At 70.2% G+C, this 23243-nt stretch carries 23 protein-coding genes and 3 pseudogenes; 13 read left to right on the forward strand and 13 right to left on the reverse strand.

Going from position 1 to position 23243, the window contains the following annotated elements:
* Positions 1–144: 144 nt before the first annotated feature.
* A complete protein-coding gene (locus OG568_RS56300; protein ID WP_329537733.1) occupies positions 145–1263 on the reverse strand; it encodes an FAD-dependent oxidoreductase in 1119 nt (372 codons plus the stop codon).
* A gap of 53 nt (positions 1264–1316) precedes the next feature.
* Between OG568_RS56300 and OG568_RS56305 the strand changes: the two genes are divergently transcribed.
* From OG568_RS56305 to OG568_RS56320, 3 genes are all read left to right on the forward strand, one after another.
* A complete protein-coding gene (locus tag OG568_RS56305; RefSeq protein WP_329537734.1) occupies positions 1317–2009 on the forward strand; it encodes a TetR/AcrR family transcriptional regulator in 693 nt (230 codons plus the stop codon).
* A 462-nt stretch (positions 2010–2471) separates the two neighbouring features.
* On the forward strand, positions 2472–2870 hold the full coding sequence (locus OG568_RS56315) for a hypothetical protein (RefSeq protein ID WP_329537735.1): 399 nt from the start codon (positions 2472–2474) through the stop codon (positions 2868–2870).
* A complete protein-coding gene (locus OG568_RS56320; RefSeq protein WP_329537737.1) occupies positions 2858–3172 on the forward strand; it encodes a hypothetical protein in 315 nt (104 codons plus the stop codon). Before OG568_RS56315 ends, OG568_RS56320 begins: the two co-directional genes overlap by 13 nt.
* Positions 3173–3313: 141 nt before the next feature.
* Here the strand turns inward: OG568_RS56320 and OG568_RS56325 are convergent, their stop codons facing one another.
* Positions 3314–4258, reverse strand: coding sequence for an AraC family transcriptional regulator (locus OG568_RS56325; protein WP_329537738.1), 945 nt, complete (start codon positions 4256–4258; stop codon positions 3314–3316).
* Between the two features lie 112 nt (positions 4259–4370).
* On the opposite strand from OG568_RS56325, the gene OG568_RS56330 reads away from it, so the two are divergent.
* On the forward strand, positions 4371–5225 hold the full coding sequence (locus OG568_RS56330; RefSeq protein WP_329537739.1) for an NmrA family NAD(P)-binding protein: 855 nt from the start codon (positions 4371–4373) through the stop codon (positions 5223–5225).
* 2 nt (positions 5226–5227) lie between these two features.
* On the forward strand, positions 5228–5668 hold the full coding sequence (locus OG568_RS56335) for a nuclear transport factor 2 family protein (RefSeq protein WP_329537740.1): 441 nt from the start codon (positions 5228–5230) through the stop codon (positions 5666–5668).
* 62 nt (positions 5669–5730) lie between these two features.
* Here the strand turns inward: OG568_RS56335 and OG568_RS61985 are convergent, their stop codons facing one another.
* Together OG568_RS61985 and OG568_RS56340 are read right to left on the reverse strand one after the other, a co-directional pair.
* Complete coding sequence (locus tag OG568_RS61985) at positions 5731–6264, reverse strand: DinB/UmuC family translesion DNA polymerase (protein WP_443077985.1); 534 nt, start codon at positions 6262–6264, stop codon at positions 5731–5733.
* A gap of 346 nt (positions 6265–6610) precedes the next feature.
* Positions 6611–7513, reverse strand: a complete 903-nt coding sequence (locus tag OG568_RS56340) for an NAD(P)-dependent oxidoreductase (RefSeq protein ID WP_329537741.1) — start codon at positions 7511–7513, stop codon at positions 6611–6613.
* 176 nt (positions 7514–7689) lie between these two features.
* On the opposite strand from OG568_RS56340, the gene OG568_RS56345 reads away from it, so the two are divergent.
* Positions 7690–8085 carry a carboxymuconolactone decarboxylase family protein gene (locus OG568_RS56345; RefSeq protein ID WP_329537742.1) on the forward strand — a complete coding sequence of 132 codons (396 nt, stop codon included), beginning with the start codon at positions 7690–7692 and terminating at the stop codon, positions 8083–8085.
* A gap of 44 nt (positions 8086–8129) precedes the next feature.
* On the opposite strand, the gene OG568_RS56350 is transcribed toward OG568_RS56345, so the two are convergent.
* The 3 genes from OG568_RS56350 to OG568_RS56360 all read right to left on the reverse strand — a co-directional run bounded on the left by OG568_RS56350 (position 8130) and on the right by OG568_RS56360 (position 12344).
* The gene (locus OG568_RS56350) at positions 8130–8789 is read right to left on the reverse strand and encodes a response regulator transcription factor (protein WP_329537743.1); all 660 of its coding nucleotides are present in this window, start codon (positions 8787–8789) and stop codon (positions 8130–8132) included.
* 52 nt (positions 8790–8841) lie between these two features.
* Positions 8842–10023 carry a sensor histidine kinase gene (locus tag OG568_RS56355; RefSeq protein ID WP_329537744.1) on the reverse strand — a complete coding sequence of 394 codons (1182 nt, stop codon included), beginning with the start codon at positions 10021–10023 and terminating at the stop codon, positions 8842–8844.
* Positions 10024–10133: 110 nt separating this feature from the next.
* Entirely contained in the window at positions 10134–12344 is a 2211-nt protein-coding gene (locus OG568_RS56360; RefSeq protein WP_329537745.1) for an MMPL family transporter, read from the reverse strand.
* Between the two features lie 586 nt (positions 12345–12930).
* On the opposite strand from OG568_RS56360, the gene OG568_RS56365 reads away from it, so the two are divergent.
* On the forward strand, positions 12931–14277 hold the full coding sequence (locus OG568_RS56365; protein WP_329537746.1) for a sialidase family protein: 1347 nt from the start codon (positions 12931–12933) through the stop codon (positions 14275–14277).
* Positions 14278–14627: 350 nt separating this feature from the next.
* Here OG568_RS56365 and OG568_RS56370 read toward each other — a convergent pair whose 3' ends face one another.
* On the reverse strand, positions 14628–15041 hold the full coding sequence (locus tag OG568_RS56370) for a winged helix-turn-helix transcriptional regulator (protein WP_329537747.1): 414 nt from the start codon (positions 15039–15041) through the stop codon (positions 14628–14630).
* A gap of 109 nt (positions 15042–15150) precedes the next feature.
* On the opposite strand from OG568_RS56370, the pseudogene OG568_RS61990 reads away from it, so the two are divergent.
* The 3 genes and pseudogenes from OG568_RS61990 to OG568_RS56385 all read left to right on the forward strand — a co-directional run.
* Positions 15151–15663 (forward strand): annotated as a pseudogene (locus OG568_RS61990) (SDR family NAD(P)-dependent oxidoreductase); the annotation flags it as partial.
* Between the two features lie 122 nt (positions 15664–15785).
* Positions 15786–17105: an aminotransferase class I/II-fold pyridoxal phosphate-dependent enzyme gene (locus OG568_RS56380; protein WP_329537749.1), complete on the forward strand. Its 1320-nt coding sequence runs from the start codon at positions 15786–15788 to the stop codon at positions 17103–17105.
* A gap of 35 nt (positions 17106–17140) precedes the next feature.
* On the forward strand, positions 17141–18034 hold the full coding sequence (locus OG568_RS56385; RefSeq protein WP_329537750.1) for a dihydrodipicolinate synthase family protein: 894 nt from the start codon (positions 17141–17143) through the stop codon (positions 18032–18034).
* Positions 18035–18101: 67 nt separating this feature from the next.
* Here the strand turns inward: OG568_RS56385 and OG568_RS56390 are convergent.
* Both OG568_RS56390 and OG568_RS56395 read right to left on the reverse strand, forming a co-directional pair.
* Positions 18102–18281, reverse strand: a pseudogene (locus OG568_RS56390) (IS110 family transposase); the annotation flags it as partial.
* Between the two features lie 137 nt (positions 18282–18418).
* On the reverse strand, positions 18419–18919 hold the full coding sequence (locus OG568_RS56395; protein ID WP_329537751.1) for a helix-turn-helix domain-containing protein: 501 nt from the start codon (positions 18917–18919) through the stop codon (positions 18419–18421).
* On the opposite strand from OG568_RS56395, the gene OG568_RS56400 reads away from it, so the two are divergent.
* Positions 18884–19609: a dienelactone hydrolase gene (locus OG568_RS56400; protein WP_329537752.1), complete on the forward strand. Its 726-nt coding sequence runs from the start codon at positions 18884–18886 to the stop codon at positions 19607–19609. The two genes, OG568_RS56395 and OG568_RS56400, sit on opposite strands and share 36 nt — an antisense overlap.
* A 350-nt stretch (positions 19610–19959) precedes the next feature.
* Positions 19960–20292, forward strand: a complete 333-nt coding sequence (locus OG568_RS56405; RefSeq protein ID WP_329537753.1) for a hypothetical protein — start codon at positions 19960–19962, stop codon at positions 20290–20292.
* 153 nt (positions 20293–20445) lie between these two features.
* Here OG568_RS56405 and OG568_RS56410 read toward each other — a convergent pair whose 3' ends face one another.
* The 3 genes and pseudogenes from OG568_RS56410 to OG568_RS56420 all read right to left on the reverse strand — a co-directional run.
* Complete coding sequence (locus OG568_RS56410) at positions 20446–20952, reverse strand: hypothetical protein (protein WP_329537754.1); 507 nt, start codon at positions 20950–20952, stop codon at positions 20446–20448.
* 215 nt (positions 20953–21167) lie between these two features.
* On the reverse strand, positions 21168–22025 hold the full coding sequence (locus tag OG568_RS56415; RefSeq protein ID WP_329537755.1) for an acyl-CoA thioester hydrolase/BAAT C-terminal domain-containing protein: 858 nt from the start codon (positions 22023–22025) through the stop codon (positions 21168–21170).
* Positions 22026–22225: 200 nt separating this feature from the next.
* Positions 22226–22462 (reverse strand): annotated as a pseudogene (locus tag OG568_RS56420) (IS982 family transposase); the annotation flags it as partial.
* Between the two features lie 184 nt (positions 22463–22646).
* Here OG568_RS56420 and OG568_RS56425 point away from each other — a divergent pair.
* Positions 22647–23057: a RidA family protein gene (locus OG568_RS56425; RefSeq protein WP_329537756.1), complete on the forward strand. Its 411-nt coding sequence runs from the start codon at positions 22647–22649 to the stop codon at positions 23055–23057.
* Positions 23058–23243: the final 186 nt, after the last annotated feature.

The following is a 23243-nucleotide window of genomic DNA, read 5'->3' on the forward strand; positions in this document are numbered from 1 at the left end:
CGCCGAAGTCGGCGGCCACCTGCTCCAGCGTCACGCCCGGGCCGCGGCTCCTCGCCACCCGCACGACGTCCCCGCGGAACTCCTCGGGACAAGACTTGGGCACAGCGACATCCTTCCCAGTGCCGGTGCTCTCGCGCTTGGCAGTCAGGATGGCTGGACTTGGTCGAAGACGGCGAGGGCTTCGGCGGGGTTCGGGCTCACGAGGCGTTCCAGACCGGCCGTCGTGATCTTCGCCCACCTGCCGGCCCGTGCCCACATCTGTTCCTCGAAGGCGCGGACGGCCTCGTCCAGATCTCCAGGGCCGGTGGCGATGGACTCGGCGAGTTCGGCGCCTTCCAGCATCGCGAGGTTCGCGCCCGCCCCCAATGGGGGCATCAGATGGGCGGCGTCGCCCAGTAGCGTCACCCCGACGACGTGGGTCCAGGTGTGGGACACGGGCAGGACGTAGAAGGGGCGGTGGACGAAAGCGGTGCCGTGGCGGAGGAGGTCGAGGACGGGATCGGCCCAGCCGTCGAACAGAGCCAACAGGCCCGATCGCACGGCCTCGACGTCAGCCAGGTCCAGGTGTGTGTGCCAGTCCAGCGGCGCGCGGAATTTGGTGTACACCTTGACGTGGCCGCCGCTGTTGCGCTGGGCGACGAGGCTTCGGTTCACGCCGTACACAGCCACGGAACCGTCGCCGATCAACCGGGCGAGGTCAGGGTGGCGGGTGTCGACGTCGTCGAGGGAGGTCTCGACCGAGGTGACGCCGGTGTAGTGCGGCGTCACCGACGAGACTGCCGGGCGGATCCGGGACCAGGCGCCGTCCGCGCCGACCACGAGGTCGAACGTTTCCTGTCGACCGTCCGCGAAATCGACCAGTACGCCATCCCGGGTCCCCGGCACCACCTGCGTCACGCCCCGACCCCACTGGACGTCGAGAGGGCCGAGCAGCAGGTCACGGAGTTGCCTGCGGTCGATCTCGGGATTGGCCCGGTCATCTGGACGGGGTCGCCACTCGCGCAGGACGGTCCCGTCCACGTCAAGGATGCGCATGGCCTGCCCCTCGGGGCGAGACAGCGCCTCGAAATCCGCCAGCAGCCCCGCCTTGTCCAGCGCGAGCTGGCCCAGCCCTTCCTGCAGGTCCAGCGCGCCGCCCGGGGGGCGGGCGTCGGGGGAGGGATCGCGTTCGAGGACGGCGACGGGGTAGCCATGGCGGTGCAGGACACGGGCGAAGGTAAGGCCGGCAGGGCCGCTCCCGACCACGGCGATACGATGTCTCATACCGATACACTGTATTTCCCCATGGCGATGCAACGCAACGGAACGGTGAGATCATGACTGTGTGGGACCGGCCGGAGCCGCCGCCTCGCCCCGTGCCGCTCGACCGGGAGCGGATCGTCGCCGCCGCCATCGCGCTGGCCGACGAGGGCGGGCTGGAGGCGGTGTCGTTGCGCAAGGTCGCCGCCCGGCTGAACGCCGGTCCGATGCGGCTGTACGGATACATCTCCACCAAGGAGGAGCTGTTCGACCTCATGGTGGACGAGGTCCAGGCCGAGATTCTCCCCGAGGAGCAGCCCGGTGACTGGCGGGAGGCGCTGCGCGCCCTCGCCCATCGCACCAGGCAGGCCGCTCTCCGTCACGAATGGCTGGCCGACCTGCTCGGCGGCCGCCCGACCCTGGGCCCGAACGGCCTCGCCGTGACCGAGGCCAAGCTGGCCGCCCTCGACGGTCTCGCCGACGTCGACACCGTCATGCGCGCCGTGGAGACCGTCAGCGCCTACTTCACTGGCGCGATCAGACGCGAGATCGCGAACCTGCGGGCCGAGCGCGCCACGGGCCTGTCCAAGCGCGACTGGCAGCGCGCCTCCGGCCCGCATGTGACGAGCATGTTGGCCACGGGCCGCTTCCCGGCGCTGGCCAAGGCCGTGTACGACGGCACGGACGTGGACGCCGCTACATCCTTCGCGACCGGCCTGGACTGGGTCCTCGACGCCGTGGCCGCCAAACTCACCAGGCCGTCGGCGTGACACTCAGCTCTCGCCGAATACCGCCAGAGCCTCGAAGCCGCCGGCTTCACGAACATCGAACTCCGCCCCACCCATTCGGTCGCGGACGGCATGCACTCCGTGCCATCGTCCGCGTCACCAAGCCCACCACCAGTCACAAGGCTGAGGCAAGCGCGACCAGCGATTCCTACTGCGGCGTCAACGCCCGCTGTCACTGCGATCGGCCTATGAGGCGGGCCGGGTGTGGGCGAAGATCTCAGACACGCGGACACGGTCGTCAGGGCTGCTCGCGCCGCCGCGGCCGCGGCTGGTGCCCTCCTGGTGTCCGCCGGCCTGGGCAGCTGTCGCGAGTGCCTGGCCTGGACAAATGAGCGGGACCAGCGGTGCGCGCCCTGCCTGAACTGGGGCGCTGGCCGCCAGCCCGCCCCGTGTCACCGGTGCGGCCGGCTGCTGCCGTTGCGCGACGACCACTGTCGGCGCTGCGTGCTCACAGTCGCGGAGACCGACTACGACCTCGACGGCATCCATCTGGATGGCGGCGACCAGCTCAGGTTCGGCGGGCCCCTTGCTCCGCGCAGCAGGGAAGGCGGCCTCTATGGGCGCCGCCGTCTCCAGCGCAAGCGCCGTGAAGCCATCCGCGCCTCGCGGGCCGCCCGCCCTGTTTCCGGACATCTCGCACTGCCTGGCCAGCTGGAGCTCTTCCACCTGCCGCGCGACTGGACCCGCCTGGACGAACGACACCTCCCAGCCCTGACCCCAGCCGCCCGGATCCCGCTGAACGGGTTCGTCGCCCACATCAAGAGCCGCAACTGGGACGCCGGCCGCACCTCCCCCACGCCCGCGACCGGCTCAGCTTCATGCTCGCCGCCGTGCACGCCCTGAGCACCCACGACCAGCGCCATCTACTGTTGGACGACCTCGACCACAGCCGCGCCACCCTCCTCGTGCGCCGCACCGGCAAGCCCCTCCACACCGTCTATCTGGACGAACTCACCTACCGCCTGGCACGGCAGTGGCTGGCCGAACGCCACCGACGCTGGCACGCCACCACCAGCCCCTACCTGCTGGTCACCGCCCATACCGCCACCGGGCCGACCGCCTGCGCGTGGACCGCATCCTCAACGAGGCCCAGCACACCGACGACCCCCTCCACCTCATCCGCCTCTCTCCCCGCACCGCCATGAAGTACATCCACGCCGCGCACCCGCACCGCAGCCAGCCCGACCCGATCACGTCCTGAGCAGCACGAGCACCAGCACTGTAGGAGGTGGACTGTGTCTTGGCACATAGGCCCCCAGGCTGTCGCGAGGAGAGGCTTCTGGGTCTCAGTGGATGTGGGGGCTGTTTGGCTGGAGTTCCCTGCCGCGCGCCACCTCTCGTTGCCGCCAGGCACCGGGTGGTTCGCCGTGATGGCGGCGGAAGGCGGCTGCGAATGCATAGGGCGAGCTGTAGCCGACGCTCCGGGCGATGCCCGCCATGCCGAGTTCGCCCGTGCGCAGATGGTCGCGTGCGAGAGCCATGCGCCAGTCTGTCAGGTACTGCATGGGGGTCTGGCCGAGCGCAACGTGGAAGGTGCGTGCGAAGGCGGCCCGGGACAGGCCGCTGATCGCGGCGAGTTCGGGGACGGACCAGGGGTGGCCTGCGTCCTCGTGCATGGCCTGGAGCGCGGCGCTCAGACGGGGGTCGGCCAAGGCGCGGTACCAGCGAGGTGCGTTCGGGCTGCGGCGGAAGTCGCTGCGGATGGCAAGTACCAGGAGGACGTCGAGGAGCCGGTCGAGCACGGTGGGTTGGCCCGGTTCGGGGTTAGCGAGCTCGTGGGAGAGCAGGGCGATCACGTCCCTCAGCGGATCGCCGACAGCCGCTTGCAGGGTCAGGACCTGCGGCAGGGCTTCGAGCAGCCCGTTGCCGATGTCCCCGGAGAACCGGTATGCGCCGCAGAGGAACACGGTCGCCCCGGGGCTGTCCGGCTCCCCGTCGGTGGCGTGCCGGGCCCTGAACTCCTCAGGTTCGAGGCAGTCGGTGCCGGGCTCGTGGCCGATGTAGTGGTCGGTGCCGCCGCGTACGAGGGTTACCTCCCCGGGCACGAGTTCCACCGCGCGCCCCGGGTCGTCGGCGACGAACCACAGCCATCCCCGGCCCCGGACGACGGTGTGCACGGACAGCTGGATCGTGCCGGCCAGCCGCAGACCCCACGGGGGCTCGGCGACCGTCCGGGCGAACACCGCGCCGCCGGCGCGAGCCCGCGCAAGGTGATCACGCAGTAGGTCCATACGACCATTATCAGCAGAGCGATCGCCGTGGGCAACGATCAGAGCGTTTGACATAAAAGACCGAGCGATTCACACATTGATCCGCTCCTATGGCCTCTCTCAGGATGAAGCCATGACTGAAGCACAGCAGACCACCCTCGTTCTCGGCGGCACCGGCCGCACCGGCTCACTCCTGGCGAAGAGGCTCCTCGAGCGCGGCCGGAACGCCCGCACCGCGGCCCGTCACGGCGCCGACGTGCCGTTCGACTGGGACGACCCGGCCACCCACGCCGACGCCCTGCGCGGCGTCGACAGCCTCTACCTCGTCACGCCCGTCATGCGGGTCTCGTACGCCGACCAGGTCGCGGCCTTCCTCGACCTCGCCGAAGCCGCCGGCGTACGCCACGTCACCTACCTGAGCACCTACGGCGCCGACGACGTACCGCCGCAGATCGACATCAAGGCCGTCGAAGCCGACCTGACCGCCCGGGCAGCCATCACCCACTCCGTCGTGCGCCCGGCCTGGGTGATGCAGAACTTCGCCGCCGCCCACCTGCCCGTCATCAACGAGGCGATCACGGTCCCCACCGGCAGCGGCACGGAAGCCTTCGTGGACGCGGCCGACATCGCCGCCGTCGCGGCCGAGACCCTGCTCGTCCCCGAGGTCCACGACGGCGCCTTGTACGCACCCACCGGTCCACAGGCCCTCACGGTCGCTGAAGTCGCCGACATCATCACCGCCGTGACCGGACAGCCCGTCACGCATCAGGACCTCGACCCCGAGGCATGGATCGGCGGCGCCGTCGCCGCCGGAATCGTGCCCGCCGACTACGCGGTGATGCTCCGGTGGCTGACCGGCACCATCATCACCGGCCACGGCTCCACGCCCAACGACGACATCGAGAAGGTCACCGGCCAGAAGCCGACCACCTTCCGCGAGTTCGCGCGGCGCAACGCCCACGCCTGGACTGCAACGGCGGCCGTGTGACCATGTCCATCGAGAACCTTGAGGATTTCGCGGCCCTGGACCCGTTCTTCCGGATCATCCAGGAGGGCCTGGCGGGCCTGGTCGACGGGACGCACTTCTTCGACCTCCTGGCCGAGGACGTCGTGGTCGAGTACGTGGTCTCCGTCCCCGGCTACCCTCGCCGAGTCGAGGGACGGCACGCGGTCGCCGACCTGTACCGCGGGTACGGCGACGCGATGGTCCTGGCCGGCGCGGACGAGCTGGCAGTCCACCACGACACCGGCAAGTCCGTGGTCGTCCTGGAGTACGCCGTCCACGGGCAGTCGGTCCACACTCAACGCGCCTACGACAACCACTTCGTCTCCGTGATCACCATCAAGGACCGCCAGGTGACGCACTGGCGCGACTACCTCGACCCCATCGCCAACTTCCAAGCCCTCGGCTGGCCGGCAGAGCCACGCTGACGGGGCGAACCACGGCCTGCCGAATTACCCACGCGTGCCGCCGCCCCATGGGTGGAGTCGGCTCACCCGGCGAGGGCTGCGGCAGGTCCCACCGTCCCCGGCACGTAACGGTCGTTGAGCCGGTCGATGACCGGCTCAACGCGTAGCCGTGCCTCGCGGGCGCCGTCTAGTGCCGCGGCAGGCAACGTTTGCCCGTCAAGGAGCGGCGTCCGGTGCGTGCTCTCGGCGTGCCGGCCGGAAGTCCTCGTACTGGACGTACTTGGGCTTTCGGCTGGTGCGGCGAGAGTGCGTGCCGGGCGTCGCGACGGGGCGAACGTTGCCTGCCGCGGCACTAGCGTCAGCTGGGTGTGCGCCCGCCCTCCGTCCACGGGCTCCGCGACCAGAGTGAGACGCCGTGTCCGGGCACGTTGCAGGCCGAAGCCGTCCAGGACGCCATACACGGCGCGGCGAAGATCGTCCGTATGGCCTGAAGGAGCACCCAGCGTACGAGCCTTCGACAGGTCCGTCCGGTCGGCCATCCGCACCACCACGGTGACCAAGCGCGCCGCCTGCTCACACGACCGCAGCCGGGCCCCGAGCTCCGCGGCCAGCCCCAGAGCCGCGGACCGGCGTCGACGCCCGGCCGGGAGATGGTCCGCACCCGCCGCACCTCCCCCGGCCGCCGCGCATCCACGCCCTGATAGCGCAGCACACCCTTCTTAAGGCAGAGCCCGATGTCTCAAGCGGAGGCGGTTCACCTAGTGTCTTTCACTCGCATGTGCAGGGACGACGCCCGCGTGCCTCTGGCCAGGATTCTTCGCCCCCGGACCGGGCACCTTGGCCCGGCCCTTCCGTCCACGCCGATACGCCCGACGGAACTCTGCTCACTGGCCGGTGGTAGAGCTCGTCGCGGCGGGGGCGGCCTGGTCATCCGGAGCGCAAGAAGGCGGCAGGCCACGCTCCTCATGAGTCGTGGCCCCCGGTCTTGCGGTGTGTGCTCCCCGTGGCGGTGCCTTCGTACTTTCCTTCGAGCACGGCGGACATCCAGGGCCGTACCGTGTCCACGACCGGGGTGGCGAGGCCGATCTCCCGCCCCAACTCCTGGGCCGCGGACAGGTCCTTCTGCGCGAGCGCCTCGATGTAGGCCGCCTGGCGCCGGATGACGCCCTGCGTGTCGAGATGGTCCCGGAGCAGGAACAGCGGGGAGGTGCCACCCGTTTCGGCCTTGTCCAGCACCTCGATCAGCCGCTCGGGATCGACACCGGCCCGGACGGCCATGCCCGTCGCCTCGCGTACCACCGCCCAGCTCGCGTACGTCACGACATTGCGGGCGATCTTGGTGACCATGCCGGAGCCGACCGGGCCGCAGTGCACGACGGCCTTGGAGAAGGCGTCCAGCACGGGCCGTACCCGTTCGACGACGTCGGTGGGCCCGCCGACCATGGAGACGAGCAGCCCGTCGCCCGCCTGCGTCACCCCGGCGTCCAGCAGCGTCGCCCCCTGCCCGGCGCACAGCGCGGCGAACTCCCGTACGGCCGAGAGCGCCACCGTGGACAGCAACAGCACGACGAGTCCGGGCTTGCCGGCGCCGAGCAGTCCGCCCTCGCCGTCCAGGACCTCCCGGACCTGCCCGGCGTCGACGACCGAGATCAGCACGACGTCACTGGCACGCGCGACGTCGGCGGGGGAGCCGAGGGGCGCGGCCACGCCGTCGAGCCCGTCGGCGGCGTCGGGACGGATGTCGTAGACAGTCAGGGGCAGGCCCGCGGCGGCGATGTTCCGTGCCACGCCACCGCCGATCATCCCCAGCCCGATCACGCCCGCGGTGACGGTGTCCCTCTGTGCTGCATGCGACCGTGCCGGCAACGTCGTCCTCCTTCGCCCGTGGTGGAGGGCGACGTTAGTCGGCCCGGGCCGGTGGCCGGATCGGCTGTCCCTGTGAGCGGGACACGGACTGGGATGCCGTGTCGTCCGTCGGCTAGCTTCCGGGGCGTCGGCCCTCCGGAGCAGGCCCGGGGCCCGGGGAGCGAAGGTGAGATCGGATGGCGACGGACGAGGATGACCGCTGGAGCCGTGGCAGGGAAGTCATGGACGACGTGTACGGGGAGGGCTTCTCCGCCACGTACTACCCGGTCGAGCGCGGCCAGCCGTACCACCGGGAGACGGTGGAGCATCTCTTCGGCGACGTCTGGTCCCGGCCGGGTCTCCCGGTCCGGGACCGCAGGCTGCTGGTGATCGGCGCGACCGCCGCGCTGGGGCGGGCGGACCTCGTCCGCATCCAGGCCCTCGGCGCGCTGCGCAACGGCGAACTGACCCGCGACGAACTGCGCGAAGGGGTCCTGCAACTCGCGTACTACACGGGCTGGGGCAACGCGACCGCCGTGGACCGGGGCATCGAGGACGCCATCGCGGACCACGAGAAGGAGGAAGCCGGGTAGCCGGGGTGCTCCGGCCCGCGGACCTCCGTGAGGGCCGGCGTCGGTCAGGGCCGGACCAGTCCGCTCTGGTAGGCGATGACGACGAGTTGGGCGCGGTCGCGGGCGTTGAGTTTGGTCATGGCGCGGTGGATGTGGGTGCGTACGGTCAGGGGGCTGAGGAAGAGCTCGCTCGCGATCTCGGCGTTGGACTTGCCCTGCGCTGCCTCGATCATGACTTCACGCTCCCGGCCGGTCAGGGCCGCGAGTTCGGGCGGTGGGACCGCGACGGGGACCGGAGTGGTGAGGAATCGGGTGATCAGGGTCTGGGTGGCTTTCGGTGACAGGAGTGCTTCGCCGCCGGCCACGGTGCGGATTCCGTCGACGAGGGCCTGGGCGGAGACGTCCTTGCCGAGGAAGCCGCTGGCACCCGCGCGCAGGGCCTGGGCCACGTACTCGTCGGTCTCGAACGTGGTCAGGATGAGGATGCGGGTGGTGGCCAGGGCGGGGTCGGCGCAGATCTCGGTGGTGGCGGCGAGTCCGTCGGTGCCCGGCATGCGGATGTCCATCAGGACGATGTCGGGGTGATGGCGGCGGGTGAGCGCGACCGCTTCGGCGCCGTCGGCCGCCTCGCCGACGACCTCCATGTCGGGGACCTCGCCGATGAGGATGCGGAAGGTCATGCGCAGGAGCTGCTGGTCGTCGGCGAGGAGGATGCGGATTGTCATCGGGCCTGTCTTCGCGGATGGGGTGGCCGGGTTCGCGGATGGGGTGGCCGGGTCAGGGCAGGATGGGCAGGTCGGCGGTGACGGTGAAGCCCCCGTCCGACTGACGTCCGGCGGTGAAGCTGCCTCCGGCCGAGTGCGCGCGCTCACGCATGCCGATGAGTCCGAAGCCGTCGCCATCGGGGGTGCGGGAGGGTGCGGCGGAGTGCCGTCCGGGCGTGTTGGCGACCGTGATCGTCAGCCGTTCGTGCCCGTAGCCGAGCCGGACGTGTGCGGTGCCGCCGGGGGCGTGCTTGGTGATGTTGGTGAGGGCCTCCTGCACGATGCGGTACGCGCTGAGATCCACACCGGGTGAGAGCTGCTGCGCCTTGCCCTCGGTGACGACCTGGACATCGAGGCCGGTCGATGTGAACGACTCGATCAGGTGCGGGAGTTGGGCCAGGCCGGGGGCCGGCTCCAGGAAGTCGGGGTCGTCGGGCTGGCGCAGCAGGCCGACGGTGGCCTTGAGTTCGCGCAGCGCCGAGGAGGTGGTGGCGGCGAGCTGGTTCACCATGGGGGCGACCTTCTGGGGGCTGGTCCGGGCGAGGAAGGTGAGGGTGCCGGCCTGGGCGTTGGCCAGGGCGAGGTGGTGGGCGACGACGTCGTGGAGTTCACGGGCGATGCGGACCCGTTCTTCCGCCACCCGGTGCCTGGCCTCTTCCTCGCGGGTCCGTTCGGCGTATGCGGCACGGGTCTCTACCGCTTCGAGGTAGGCGTTGCGCAGGCGGGCGGCGGATCCCAGGGCCACCGGCAGCAGCAGGCACAGGACGGGATTGACGGTGGCCAGCGGCCAGGGGCGGCCGGCGCGGTCACCGAAGACGGTGGACAGCACGATCATCGCCGTCACCGGGAGGCAGAAGCGGTAGACCGTCCGGGGCGCGCCACGGGCGGCGATCCCGTACAAGGCGACCAGGACAGGGGCCAGGAGCATCGGGGTGAGGAGATAGCCCACCCCGCCGGCGGCACCGGCGCACACGGCGGTGACGAGTACGACCCCGTACGGGTGACGGCGCCGCCACAGCACGGCGACGGAGGCCACCGCTGCGAGCGGCAGGGAGGACCACCAGCTGAGACCGTCGGCGTAGGACTTGCTGCTGTAGTACGCCACCGGCCCGGACAGGACGAACAGCACCACGACGAGCACCGTGTCGAGGAGACGGTGGTGTCGGCGGGAAAAGTGCTGCCAGCGGGTGGTCATCGACGCTTGCTCCGGCGAGTTGGACGTGGAGCCATCCTGCCAAATGACCGTGATCGGTGAGGCGGGGCGGCCGCCATGCCGGAGGCCGCCCCGGCCTCGTAGAGCCTGGATCAACGGTGTGCCGCTTCCGCGACCGGTGCGGGTTCCGCCTCGGCGGCGGGCGTACGGCTCAGGGACTCGCCCTCGATGTCGACGCGGGGCAGCCACCGGGCGAGCCGGGCCGGAAGCCACCAGGCCCGCTCGCCCAGCAGGGCCATGACCGCGGGGACCAGCGCCATCCGCACGACGAGGGCGTCGAAGAGGACGGCGACGGCCAGGCTGAATCCGATCATCTTGATCAGGGCGAGGCCGGCGCCGACGAAGCCGGAGAACACGGCGATCATGATGAGTGCGGCGGCGACCACGACCCGGGAGCTGTGCCGGAAGCCGGTGACGATGGCCTCGGCGGGGCGCTCGCCGTGGGTGTAGGCCTCGCGCATCCGGGAGACGAGGAACACCTCGTAGTCCATGGCCAGGCCGAAGACGATGCCCACCATCATGATCGGCATGGTGCTCATCACCGGGCCGGTCTGCTGCAGGCCGATCAGGTCGGCGAGCCAGCCCCATTGGAAGACCGCCACCACCGCGCCGAGCGCGGACAGCACGGACAGCAGGAACCCGAAGGCGGCCTTGAGCGGCACCAGCACGGACCGGAAGATGACCAGCAGCAGGAGGAAGGCCAGCCCGACCACGACCGCCAGATAGGGCACCAGGGCGCTCTGCATCTTGTCGGCGACGTCGATGTTGATCGCCGTGGTGCCCGAGACGAGGAAGGTCGCGCCGGACTCGGCTGTCGCCTCCGGCCGTTCGGCGCGGATGGCGCGGACCAGGTCCTTGGTCTTCTCGTCGGTGGGTGCGGTGGAGGCGGTGGCCGTGAAGATCGCGGTGTTGCCCGCAGGGTTGAAGACGGGCGCGGTGACGGAGACGACGCCCTTCGTCGCGGAGATCGTCTTGGCCACGCTCGTCGCGGCGCTCTTGGGGTACTTCGCGCCCTTGGCGTCCACCACGACGGTGAAGGGGCCGTTGAAGCCGGGGCCGAAGCCGTCGGCGAGTTCGTCGTAGGCCCGTCGTTCGGTGGTCGCGGTGGACTTGGACTCGTCGCCGGGCATGCCGAGTTGCAGGTCGAGGACCGGCAGCGCCACGATTCCCAGGCCGATGACCGAGGCGAGCAGCACCGGCACCGGCCGGCGCCGCACGAACCGTGCCCACCGGGTACCCGCGTTGTCCCCGGTACGGGCACCGGTGTCGCGGCCCTTGCGGATACGGCGGGGCAGGACCGCGTTCGGCAGGATGCCCAGCAGGGCGGGTACGAGGGTGAGGGCGATCAGGACGGCGACGACGACGGCTCCGGCGGCGGACAGGCCCATCTTGGTGAGCGTCGGCACGCCGACCACGGACAGTCCGGCCAGGGCGATGACGACGGTCAGGCCGGCGAAGACCACCGCTGAGCCGGCGGTGCCCACGGCGCGGCCGGCGGCCTCCTGCGGGCTGTACCCGTGGCCGCGTTCCTCGCGGTAGCGGGAGACGACGAACAGGGCGTAGTCGATGCCGACGGCCAGGCCCAGCATGGAGGCGAGGCTGCTGCTCGTGGTCGACAGCCCGAGCGTCGAGCCGAGCGCCATGATCGACACGGTGCTGATGCCCACCCCGAGTACGGCGGTCAGCAGCGGCAGCCCGGCCGCGGCGAGGGAACCGAAGGTCACCAGCAGGACGATGGCCGCGATGACGATGCCGATCAGCTCACCGGACCCGCCGGCGGCAGCGTCGTCGGCGAGGACCGGCCCGCCCACGTCCACGGTCAGCCCGGCGTGCCGGGCTTCGTCGACAGCCTTCTGGAGGTTGTTCTTGGTGGCGTCGGTGAGGTCTTTGGACGCGGCCTTGTAGGTGACCGTCGCATACGCCGTGGAGGCGGCCTTGTTCACCGTGCCGGCGCGGAAGGGGTCCACGGCGGCCTGGACCTGGCTGCTCTCGGCTGCCTCGCCGACCAGCTTCTCGATGACCGCCCGGTTGGTGGAGGAGGTCAGCTTCTCCCCGCTCGGTGCGACGAAGACGATGCGCGCCGTCGCCTGGTTCGGGCTCTGCGAGGCGCCCGGGAACCGCTTCTGCAGCAGGTCGTAGGCGCGCTGTGACTCGATTCCCGGCATGGAGCCGGTGTCTTCGGGAGGCGAGGCCGCCTGGGTCGAGGCGAAACCGAGGGCACCGAGCAGCACCACCCAGAGCAGGGCGACGTACCAGCGCCGCCGGAAGGCCGTACGGCCCATGCGGTAGAGAAAAACAGCCACGGAGCGGATCTCCACATCAGATCGGGAACTCACCCATCCTGCGAAGCCGGAGCCCCGGCCGTCGTCGTGCCGACGCCGACAGCTCCTACTGAGATCGCCGACCCCACCTACTGAATCGGCAGTACCGCCGGACAGGCGGTAGCCACCGGGGGCGAGTGGGCTGCATGCCAGTCCGCTGCGAGAAGTGGACCCGCCACCGGGCTTTCTTCGAGGAGGCCGGACGGGCCCACGAGCCGCCACCCGCGCCGGGGCGCGGGAGAACGCCGTCGCTCGACCGCCCACGTGGGCCACCAGCCGGCCACAGGACAAAAAAACACCAGCCCGACCGGTGTGCACGTCCGCGGGCCGGGCCGACGGGCCGTTCTCGTCCATGCGCAGTAGCGCCCGTCGTACTCAGGCAGTACACGCGGGCCTGCACCCGTCCGACGCCGTGCCCTTGGACGGGCTGCCACTCTCTGAGGGCTTCACCGCCCGGCCGACGCAGCGACTGCGTGCGCCACAGATCAGGTACCGGCTCGCCCCTCACCGAAGGCGCCGCCGGGGACCGGGCCTTCACCCGCCGCAACATCCGAGAGGACTGCCCAGCATGCCGCTCACCGCCTTAACGAGAGCGAGAACCGCCGCCACACTGTCCGCGCTCATCCTGCTGGCCGGCGCCCCCGCCGCCCTCGCCGAGACGGACTCCACCCCCGCGCATCACCCGGCGAACGAAAAGATCCTGGAGACCGACGTCACCAACCTCCCCGACACCCGGGAGGGACAGTCGGTCCTCGCAGTCAACCCCAAGAACCCGAACAACCTGGTCTTCACCTCGACCGTCTTCCCCGACAGTCCCGGCCTCGAGCCCGTCGGCGCGTGCTTCGTGGCCTTCTCCTTCGACCGGGGCAAGACCTGGAACCAGTCGTCCTGGCCGATGGGCGACCGCCCCCAGTGCGGCGAACCGGAAGTCACGACCGACGCCGACGGGGTCTTCTACATCTCCAACAACCAGATCGGCCCCGACCGCTACACGACGTACACCAACCACAACGTGGTCTCCAAGTCCGTCGACGGCGGACGGACGTGGACAGGCCCGGTGCGGACACCGCTGGTCCTGGGCGGTGCACCCAAGCTCCGTGTCGACCAGGCGACCGGCAAGGTGTACGCGGTCGCCTCCCACACGGCCTTCGAGTACCCCAGCGCCATCTCGGTCAGCAGCGACAAGGGCGAGACATGGTCGGACCCGTCGACGATCCCCGGTCCTCAGCCCTGTGTCGTGATCACCCCCGACCTGCCCCCGTCCTGCGGCTACCCCGGCCGTGAGATCGCCGTCCACGGAGGGATCCTGGCCTCCGCGAGCCAGGGCGACGACGGCAAGGTCACCTTCTACACCACCCGCAACGACGGCAGGAGCTGGCGGACCCTCCCGGTCACCGACAGCGACGGCACCCCCGTCCTCAACGGCACCGGCTCCCTCGTACCGGTGCCGGCCCTGGGCGCCGCCGCCGACCCCGTCCCCTGGGTGTCCGCCGACCCCACCCACAAGGGCCGGTTCGCCGTCATGGTCCCCCGCGACTCGAACCTGGAGGTGTACGTCACCGACGACGCCGGCAAGTCCTGGACCGGCCCCGCCACCATCGCCGCACCCGACGCACAGCGACCCTGGTTCGACTTCGGCCCCGACGGACAGCTCGGCGTCATGTGGCGCACCACCGAGCTCAACGTCTACTCGGTGGTCTCCTTCGACCACGGCCGCACCTTCAGCGACCGCCTCCAGGTCAACAGGACCACCGAACCCGCCGGCGTCAACGGCCCGCCCGGAGACCGCTGGTCGACCATCACCCTCGACAAGAAGTACGCCTACGTCAGCTGGGCCGACGGCCGCAACGGCGAACTCGACGCCATCCTCGGCCGCGTCCCCCTGAGCGCCTACCACGGCGGACGCCGCCCCTGACACTCTGACACCCCGGCCCCTTCCAGCCGCCGGGGACGAATCGGGCGGGGCCCGGAAGCCCCGCCCGATTCGTGCCGCCCCCAGGGGGCACCAAGGAGAGAGCACTGGCCCGCTACCCCGAAGCACCGGCAGCACGGCCTGCCGGAACGGCCCGAGCGCCCGCGAGCCGCGCGGAGTGCCGATCCGGCGGCGGTGTACGGCCAGCTGACGGGCGAGGTAGTCCACGACCTGGCGGGGGACATCGAGCGTGGCAACACAGGTGATTGGCGGCGGCGCCGGTTGTAGTACGACAGCCACCTGAACAGCTCCAGCCGTGTCTGCGCCTTCGAGGTTCCGCAGCACCAGGGCCGTCAGTGCATGTCGTAATCGTGGCGCGCGGTCTCGATCTCGCCGTGGTGGTCGGTGACCCACTGGGCGAGCGCGTGGACCACCCCGCGCAGGCTCTCGCCGAGAGCGGTCAACTCGTACTCGACGCGCGGGGGTACCTCGGCGTAGGCGGTGCGCGTGACGATGCCGTCGCGTTCCAGGTGGCGCAGGGTGAGCGTGAGCATGCGCTGGGAGACGCCGGGGACCCGATGGTGCAGGGTGCCGAACCGCAAGGGGCCCTGGCTGAGGATGCCGATGACGAGGACGGACCATTTGTCACCGATCCGGTCGAGGGTGTCGCGGAATCCGCGACCGTTGTCGGGCCAGGTCTCGCACGGGTGCGGAACGGACGCGGCGGCGTCAGGATCAACAGGATCAGTGGTGTGCTCTGCGAACATTCAAGTGCCTTTTGTGAGGTCCTCGGTACATCCCTACGGTGGGGCTACGTACTCATCGTAAGCATCGAGGTAGAGCAGCATGTCTCCGTCCATGAAGTCCACAAAGCCCATGGTCGCCGTCGTTGGTGCCGGTCCCGGCCTGGGCCGTGCGATCGCCCGCCGCTTCGGCAGCGCCGGGCACCCCGTCGCCCTGATTTCCCGCAATGCCGAGAAGCTGCGCGGCCTTGCCGACGACCTGGCCGCTGAAGGGACCATCGCCCGCGCCTACCCCGCCGACGTCACCGATGCGAAGACCCTGACCGGCGCTCTGGAGGTGGCCGCCGAAGAACTGGGGCGGATCGGCGTCCTCTCCTACAGCCCGGCCCCCACCTTCCCCAACGTGGCCGGGCAGGTGCCCGACCTGAAGGCGCTGGGGTTCACGGCCGCCGCAGAGACCACGCCGGAGTCCGTGCGTCCGATGTTCGACATGCTCGTCGGCGGTGCCCTCACGGCGGCCGCCGCCGTCCTGCCGGGGATGCGCGAGGCCCGCGACGGTGCTCTGCTGTTCACCACGGGTACCACTGCCATCCGCACCATCCCGGGGATGAGCAACTCCGGCATCGCGCTGGCCGGGCTGCGGTCCTGGGCCCGTGGCCTGCACGTCGATCTCGCCGACGAGGGCATCTATGTGGGCCATCTCTCCATCGGCCTGCCGATCGTGCCCAGCTCGGGTGAGGGTGACCCGGCCGGCGGAGCTGATCACGCGTGCGCATCAGGGGCACCACCGCTGCCGAGATCGCGGGGAGTGTGCGAGACCAGGTCGCTTCGGGCGAGCTGGCGCCGCAGTCGAGTCTGCCCCCGGTGCGCGCGCTCGCGGCTGAGCTGGGGGTCAACCGGAATACGGTTGCCCTTGCGTACCGGCGGCTTGTCGAGGCGGGAGTGGCCGAGACGCGAGGCCGCGGCGGCACGGTGGTCGCGGCGGTACCGCAGCTCGCGCGCGAAGGCGTCGGTGGCGGTGGCGACTGCATCGACCTGGCCAGTGGCAACCCCGACCCGAGGCTGTTGCCCGACATCCTGGCTGCCGCCCAGCGCGGAGACTACAGCCAGCCGCTGTACGGCGTGCCCGCCATCGACGCCGGGCTGGACGCATGGGCCTGTGCCAACTTCGCCGAGGACATCGATCATTCGTTCCGCACGCTGGTGACGCATGGAGCGGTGGATGCCACCGAGCGGCTTTTGAATGCTCACCTCACCCGCGGGGATCTGGTGGCGATCGAGGACCCCTGCTTCCTGGCGAGCATCGGCACCCTGCGACTGAACGGCTACCGCACGGCACCCGTCGGGGTCGACGGCGCCGGCCTGCGCCCCGACGCTCTGCGGGCCGCGCTGGCGGCCGGCGCCCGCGTGGTCGTCTGCACGCCCCGTGCCCACAACCCGACCGGTGCGAGTCTCACCGAGGAACGGGCAGCCGACCTGCGGGCGATCCTCGCGGAGCACCCCCAGGTTCTCGTGATCGAGGACGACCACTTCTCGGCGGTCTCCGCGCGGCCGTACCACCGGGTCACACCACCGAGCAGTTCACGCTGGGCGTTGGTGCGGTCCGTGTCCAAGTTCCTCGGACCGGATCTGCGTCTCGCCCTCGTCGCCGCCGATGCCGAGACCACCGCGCGCTTGGAAGCGCGGTTGAGCGCCGGCACGACATGGGTCAGCCGCCTGCTCCAACACATCACCCGTGAACTCCTGCTCGATCCCCGCGTCCACGAACTCCATGAACGGGCCCGCGAGGTCTACGCACGGCGCAGCGGCCTGCTCGTCGAGCGGCTGCACGCCCACGGCATCGAAGTCCCGCACCGGCCCGACGGGCTGAACGTATGGGTCGAACTCGATGTTGACGGACGGGCCGCGGTCGCGGCCCTGGCACAGCGGGGCTGGGCGGTGCGGCCAGGTCACCTCTTCGCGCCGGATCCGGCCGCTCACCAGGGCGCGATCCGGGTCACCGCCTCCACCATCACCGAGCCGCAGGCCGAGGCCTTCGCCGCCGAACTCGCCGCGGTCGTCGCGGAACTGCGCTCGGCGGCCAACTGACCATCACGAATTTCCCACCCACTCAAGGAGCCATCATGTTCCGCGGCCTGAGCGCCTTCCCCCTCACACCCACCAGCGAGCAGGGCATCGACGAAGCGGCGTACGCAGCGCTCGTCGCCCGCCTCGCCGCCGCCGGCGTGGACTCCATCGGCGCGCTCGGCTCCACCGGCGGCTACGCCTACCTCACCCGAGAGCAGCGCGCCCGCGCCGCGAAGATCGCGGTTGAGGCCGCCGACGGAGTGCCCGTCATCATCAGTATCGGCGCGCTGCGTACCTCGCACGTGCAGGAGTTGGCCGAGGACGCTCAGAAGGCGGGCGCCTCCGGAGTGCTGCTCGCCCCGATGACGTACCAGCCGCTCACCGAGGAAGAGGTGTTCGGCCTGTACGAGGACGTCACGCGTGAGCTTTCCGTGCCGCTGTGCGTGTACGACAACCCTCGCACGACGCACGTGCACTTCACCGACGAACTGCACGGCCGCATCGCGCAGTTGCCGAACGTCGGCTCGATAAAGATCCCCGGCGTGCCCGACGACCCGCGAGAGGCCGAGCTCCGTATCGACGCGCTGCGCGCGCTGATCCCCGACACTGTCACCATCGGGGTGAGCGGCGACTGGACGGCTGCGCGCGGCCTGAACGCCGGGTGCGACGCCTGGTACTCGGTCATCGGCGGCACCTTCCCGCGGACCGCCCTCGCCCTCACCCGTGCTGCCCAGGCCGGCCACGCCGGCCCAGCGGCGGACCTGTCCGAAGGACTCGAATCGCTGTGGGCCCTGTTCCGCCGCTACGGCGGCCTGCGCGTCATGTCCGCCGCCGCCTCCCACCTCGGCCTGACGGGAGAACCGAACCTGCCGCGTCCTTTGCGAGGGCTGGACGAGACCGCCCGCCGGGAGGTCGTCGCCGTGCTGGACGCCCTCGCGCTCACCTCCTGAGTACGAGGGCCATGAGCCGGCAGCACACAGCAGGCACGCCGAGGACGCGGCAAGCCCCGCCTTCGCGTCTCTTGCGGCCGATCCGGCGGAGGGCAGCCGGCGTTTGGCAACCGGTCAGCAAGATGAGCGGGCCGGTGTTGGTGAGGTCGAGTGCGCGCTCCAGGCCGGGGAAGATGCCGGTGAGTTGGGCGCGGAGCCGGTTGACGGTGCGGGTGCGGTCGGCGACCAGGTCCATGCGGCGGCCCGTCTCAACCGGTCCCGCAGACAACGTAGGGAAGTTTGACCAGCCGGGGTGCTGGTGTGCCAGGGGTAGGGGTTGTGGGCTCGCGGAGGCCTGCGCTCTGGCCCGGCTTTGAGGGGGCCTGTTGCCGTCGCGGGCGGGTCTCAAGTCTCCGTTCGTCGGGTTGTCCCGTGGTGGTCGCAGCGACGATGGAATATCGCGCGGTACTCCCTCGGCCGCTGGCCCGTATGTCTGGCAAAGATGCCGCTGAACGCCCCAGGGTCGCCGTACCCGACGTCGGCGGCGATGCTCGCGACGGTCCTGTCGGTCGTCTCCAGCAGGTGTCTGGCTCGACGCACCCGGACCGTCAGCAGGTACGCGAGTGGCGTCTCGCCGGCTTCGTCGCCGAAGCGGCGGAGCATGGTTCTCGTGCTTACGTGGAACTCCTGGGCGAGGGTGGGCAGGTCATAGCGAGCACTGAGGTTCTGGTCGAGCCACCGCTTGACGCTGAGCGAGAACTCCCTGCCCACAGTGGGTATGAGCCCCGGGTCGACATAGGGAGCCTGCGTGGAACGCGCATCATCAACAAGCGCGATACGCGCGGTGCTACGGGCGACGCGGGGGCCGTCGTGCTCGCGGATGAACTGCAGGGCGAAGTCGTACATGGCACTGAAGGCCGCTGTGGTCGTCACCCCCCGGTCGGTCACGACCAAGCTCTCCGGGCGGAGGCGCACGTCGGCGTACCGGCGGGCGAACCGATCCGCGAAGAGGCACGCGAGACCGTCGTTCGACGCGCCTGCGTCAGCGCCGAGTTCCGAGCCTTCGCCGGTGGCGGCACCAGCCCCGTCGTCACATGGCTGCGCGGCCTCGTCCGCCTGGCGCACGCCGAGCGTGGCGGGCCTGGCGTCGGCGCCGTCGGTCTGTGTTTTACCGGCAACTTCGCCTTGACCATGGCGCTCGAACCGGCTGTCATCGCACCAGTGGTCAACCATCCGTCGCTTCCGCTGGACGATCCCGGCGGTCTGGAGATCAGCGACGAAGACGCTGCTGCCGTGGCTGAACGCGTAGCGCGAGAGGGATTGAAGGTTCTCGCCTACCGCTTCGACAACGACAGGTGGTGCACTGGTCAGCGGTTCGCGGCTTACCGAGCGCTGCTCGGGGACGCATTCGACGGCCGCGTACTCAAAGCCGAGACGGCGAACACGAACCCTCCGCCCTTCTTCCGTGACGTCGTCGGTTGCGCCCACAGCGTCGTCACGGCACACCTCGTCGACCAGGACGGTCACCCCACCATGCAGGCCCGGAACGAGATCATCGCCTTCCTGGCCGAGCGGCTCGGGATGTGGGCTGAATGAGCCCTTGGCACTCCGGCACCTGGCGATGTGACAGAGCGCCGCCGATTCCCGATGCGATCTGGTCGTCGACCTGGGGCACTCGTGACCGCCCCTCGGCGACCACGAGTGACACAGGCCACTCAGATTTCGATGACACACGCTCAATCAGTGGCACAGGACATCGAGACCCAGCGCGACTGGAACCACGTCCGCGCCGCACTTGTCCCGTGACAGTCGATCTTCCCTTGTGTCGGAGCGTGGTGGTGAACCGTTCTGTAGCTCGATGACCAGCGGCTTTCGGGTGGTGGCGGTGTCGGGGTGGCCGGCGGCGGGCTGCCAGGGGGTGGTTGGTTCGATGCGGGAGGTGGCCGTTGCCGTCGGTGATCGCGTTGCTGGAGGTCCGTGAGGCGCGGGCCTGGGAGGAGCTGGAGTCCTGGCTGGAGGTGCTGCGGGAGGCCGAGCAGTGCGTGCAGGACGCGGCTGTCTTGGTGGTGCCGGACGGTGGGTCGGCTCCCGCACCGGCGCCTCCGGTGCTGCGGGAGGGCTATGACCCGCGCCAGCCGATCTGGCGGGCCGGGATGGGCGTTGGGGCGCTGGCCGGGGTCTACCGGCAGGTGTTCGAAGCGGTGCTGGTGGCGTCGGAGCCGATCTCCGCGCAGGAGCTGACCCGGGTGCTGGGCCGGGACGCGACGCGGTTGAACTAGGTGGAGAGGGTGCGCCATCGTGCGTATGCGCTGCGGGCCCGCGGCTGACTGGTCCGCGAGCGCGGGGTGTTCACCCCTGCCGCGGGTCCAGCCGACCGGGGAACCCTCACCCGGAAACTGACCCGCCAGCGCCTGCACTGGCCCGAGTTCCGCTCATGAGCCGCCGCCTGACCCGCTCACGCCCGAAGCGAGGGTGGACCGGCCCGGCGCCGCTTCGGCCAGCCGGCCGCACAAGATCAGGCGCTTCGCTTTGGACCGCAGTGCCTCCACCCTCGCCGGCACCGCGTCCAGGCCGAACAAGTCGGCCATCTCCTGGCAGGTCAAGGGTCCTTGTCCGAGGCGGTGGCGGTCCGTTAGGGCCTTGAGGATGCGCTGGTAGTCCACCCACAGCGCCGAGAAGACCAGCCCCTCACTCCACATGGGCACCTGCGACTTCGGCTTTACGGTCGTCGCCTCGGAAGGTGTCGGCACGGCCGGAGCGTGGTCCTGCCCGGTCCCGACCGTGAGAGCCAGGACCTCGCCGACCCGCGAGCGGGCGACCGCCCACTCCTCCCATTCCTCCTCGGCCACAACCAACTCGGCCTGAATGCGGTCGACTTCCTCCGGCAACTCATCCACGCGGCGGCGACCGGCGAGCTCGCGCTGTTCCAACAGCCCCACGACCGACGGCCTCTCCGCCCCCACAGAAGCAGCGACACGACAGCCGACCACTCCCACGAAACCGCAGCCCCTATCCCTGACCAGCAGAAACGCAGCCCTCAAGCACGGAAAGACAACAGCGTGTTACCACTTGGCCCGGACCAGGGCAAACAAGACCAACGGGACGCAGTAAGAGAGCCTCTCCGAGCTTCGGGCGTGATCAACCGGAGGGAGAGTCAGCTCCCGCTGCGGAGCGCGTCGAGGACGTGGGGCCAGGCGACTGTCCCCAAGAGTGCGTCAGCTTCGGGCGTGCCTCCGTACTGGAAGCCTGGGGATGCCGACGCCGGGCTCTCGCCGGGAAATCGTGGGCGGTGGCCGGCATCTTGGCGGGTGATCAGACGCACCGTGGCCCCGACTGAGCGCCGTCGTCGTGCCAGTTGTTCGGCGAAGGGAAGAGACGGCCACATCGCATCGTCGCCGCCTGCGACCAGCAGCAGATCGGCCCGCGCCGTGTCCACGGGGATCTCCGCCAAAGGGAGCAGATCAGCAAACGTCCGCTCGCTGAGTTCGTACCACCCGCGGATGGCGACCGGCCCACCGTCCGCCTCTGCGGGAGTCCAGGAATCGTCCAGCGGGACGAAAGGCACCGCCTGCTCTCGCCACGTCCAGGACGATCGATAAGGGCGGTGGGCTCCGTCGCGCCCGGGTCCGACGTTGCACCAGACCCGGGACGTGGGCGACATCGCGACGACAACATCCACGCGCGGATCGTGCACTGCGGTGAGCAGCGCGGCCTCAGCCCCCTTGGAAGTGCCCAGAATGCCGATGCGTCGTGCCCCGTTCAACCGGAGGAAGTCGACGGCGTCGGTGAAGGTCTCCAGGGGGATCTCGCAGATCCCCGGGGACTGCCCCGGCCCGCCGAACCAGCGGATCGACGCGGCCGTCATGCCGTGCTGGGCAAGGATGCGTGCCCTCTCCCGTTCGACGCGCCCGCTGGATCCCGCCAGGACCAGGACACCGATGTCACCGCCGCGGGCGGGAGCGACCAGTACGCCTTCGCACGGGTCGGTCAGCTCGCGCTCAGTGACATCCACGTGGTCCCCCGTCGGTCCGCCTCAACCTGTCAGGGCAGCCTAATCGGCGTTGCCATTCCTCGGGGAACGACCGCACCCGCCCCGCACAGCCACCGGCGGTGTCAATCCCGTGGTCCCAAATGAACTCGCCCTGCGGAGCCGTCCCACATCGCCTGATCTTCACCAACCGTCCACGGAACGGGGCCAGTTGGAGGCTGAGGCTGGGGCAGGTACGGGAACAGATGCCGCAGGTGGGAACGGGCATACCTGATCCCCCTGCGCTCGGAGGTGAAGCCGAGTAAGGCCTGCATCACCGAAAGCGTGACCAGCTCCGCATCGCTGAGCTGGGGCTCGATTCCAATCTCCGGCCGGTAGGGAGCCAGCTGCGGCGACTGCTTCAACAGGTCATCGGTCCATGCATACAGAGCGGTGGCGAGGGAGTCCAAGTCTGGTGTCACAGCACGACTTTGGGTGGGCTCTCTCGCCTCGCCTCGCCTCGCCTCGCCTCGCCTCACGGCCGGCCCCCGCTGGCAGTCATTGCGTGGTGGGTTGGCGAAGAAAAGGGGAGGCGGGAGCGACCAGGGCGTTGGCAGGATGTCTGAGTTCCATGTTCCATGTCCGCCGTGAAAGGATCCGCCGACCGTGGCTCGTGCCGTCACCTTGATCCGCTCCGCCTCCCTCTCCGACGTCGCCGAGTACGCCTACGCGGCCACGGCGCCCGCCGAGTCACGCCTGATCTTCCTCGCTGGGGCGTGTCCGCTGAACGATGACGGCTCCACGGCAGCGATCGGGGATTACGCGGGCCAGGCAGCGAAAGCCATCGAGAACATGCAGACTGCTCTCACAGCCTCCGGCGCATCACTCCAGGACGTCGTCAGTACAAGGGTCCTCGTCGCGTCGACCCTGCGGGCGGACCTGGTGGCTGCCTGGGAAGTGGTCCGGGACTCGTTTGGCGATCACGACGTCCCCAGCACTTTGATGGGCGTCACCGTGCTCGGCTACAAGGACCAGCTTGTCGAGATCGAGGCCGTCGCCGCCGTACTCGATGCTTGAGACCCGTTGATGCCGGGGCGGCCGAGCACGGCCGTGCGCCGGAAGGAGCCTGGCAACGATCAGCTGCCTCTGTGACCGTTGCCGCCCCTCGCCTCATTACCTGAACCGCCAGTCGACTGGGTTGAACGACGCAACGACTGGCTTCAGCGTCGAAGACACGCGCGCAGGCGATCCCTTGGAATCAAT

The organism is Streptomyces sp. NBC_01450, assembly GCF_036227505.1.
GTDB lineage: Bacteria > Actinomycetota > Actinomycetes > Streptomycetales > Streptomycetaceae > Streptomyces.

Coding starts and splice junctions, on each gene's coding strand:
- OG568_RS56345 (WP_329537742.1), top strand. CDS start 7,690: ATGGCGACGGACGAGGATGACCGCTGGAGCCGTGGCAGGGAAGTCATG.
- OG568_RS56300 (WP_329537733.1), bottom strand. CDS start 1,263: ATGAGACATCGTATCGCCGTGGTCGGGAGCGGCCCTGCCGGCCTTACC.
- OG568_RS56350 (WP_329537743.1), bottom strand. CDS start 8,789: ATGACAATCCGCATCCTCCTCGCCGACGACCAGCAGCTCCTGCGCATG.
- OG568_RS56325 (WP_329537738.1), bottom strand. CDS start 4,258: ATGGACCTACTGCGTGATCACCTTGCGCGGGCTCGCGCCGGCGGCGCG.
- OG568_RS56365 (WP_329537746.1), top strand. CDS start 12,931: ATGCCGCTCACCGCCTTAACGAGAGCGAGAACCGCCGCCACACTGTCC.
- OG568_RS56355 (WP_329537744.1), bottom strand. CDS start 10,023: ATGACCACCCGCTGGCAGCACTTTTCCCGCCGACACCACCGTCTCCTC.
- OG568_RS56305 (WP_329537734.1), top strand. CDS start 1,317: ATGACTGTGTGGGACCGGCCGGAGCCGCCGCCTCGCCCCGTGCCGCTC.
- OG568_RS56335 (WP_329537740.1), top strand. CDS start 5,228: ATGTCCATCGAGAACCTTGAGGATTTCGCGGCCCTGGACCCGTTCTTC.
- OG568_RS56385 (WP_329537750.1), top strand. CDS start 17,141: ATGTTCCGCGGCCTGAGCGCCTTCCCCCTCACACCCACCAGCGAGCAG.
- OG568_RS56330 (WP_329537739.1), top strand. CDS start 4,371: ATGACTGAAGCACAGCAGACCACCCTCGTTCTCGGCGGCACCGGCCGC.
- OG568_RS56395 (WP_329537751.1), bottom strand. CDS start 18,919: ATGTACGACTTCGCCCTGCAGTTCATCCGCGAGCACGACGGCCCCCGC.
- OG568_RS56370 (WP_329537747.1), bottom strand. CDS start 15,041: ATGTTCGCAGAGCACACCACTGATCCTGTTGATCCTGACGCCGCCGCG.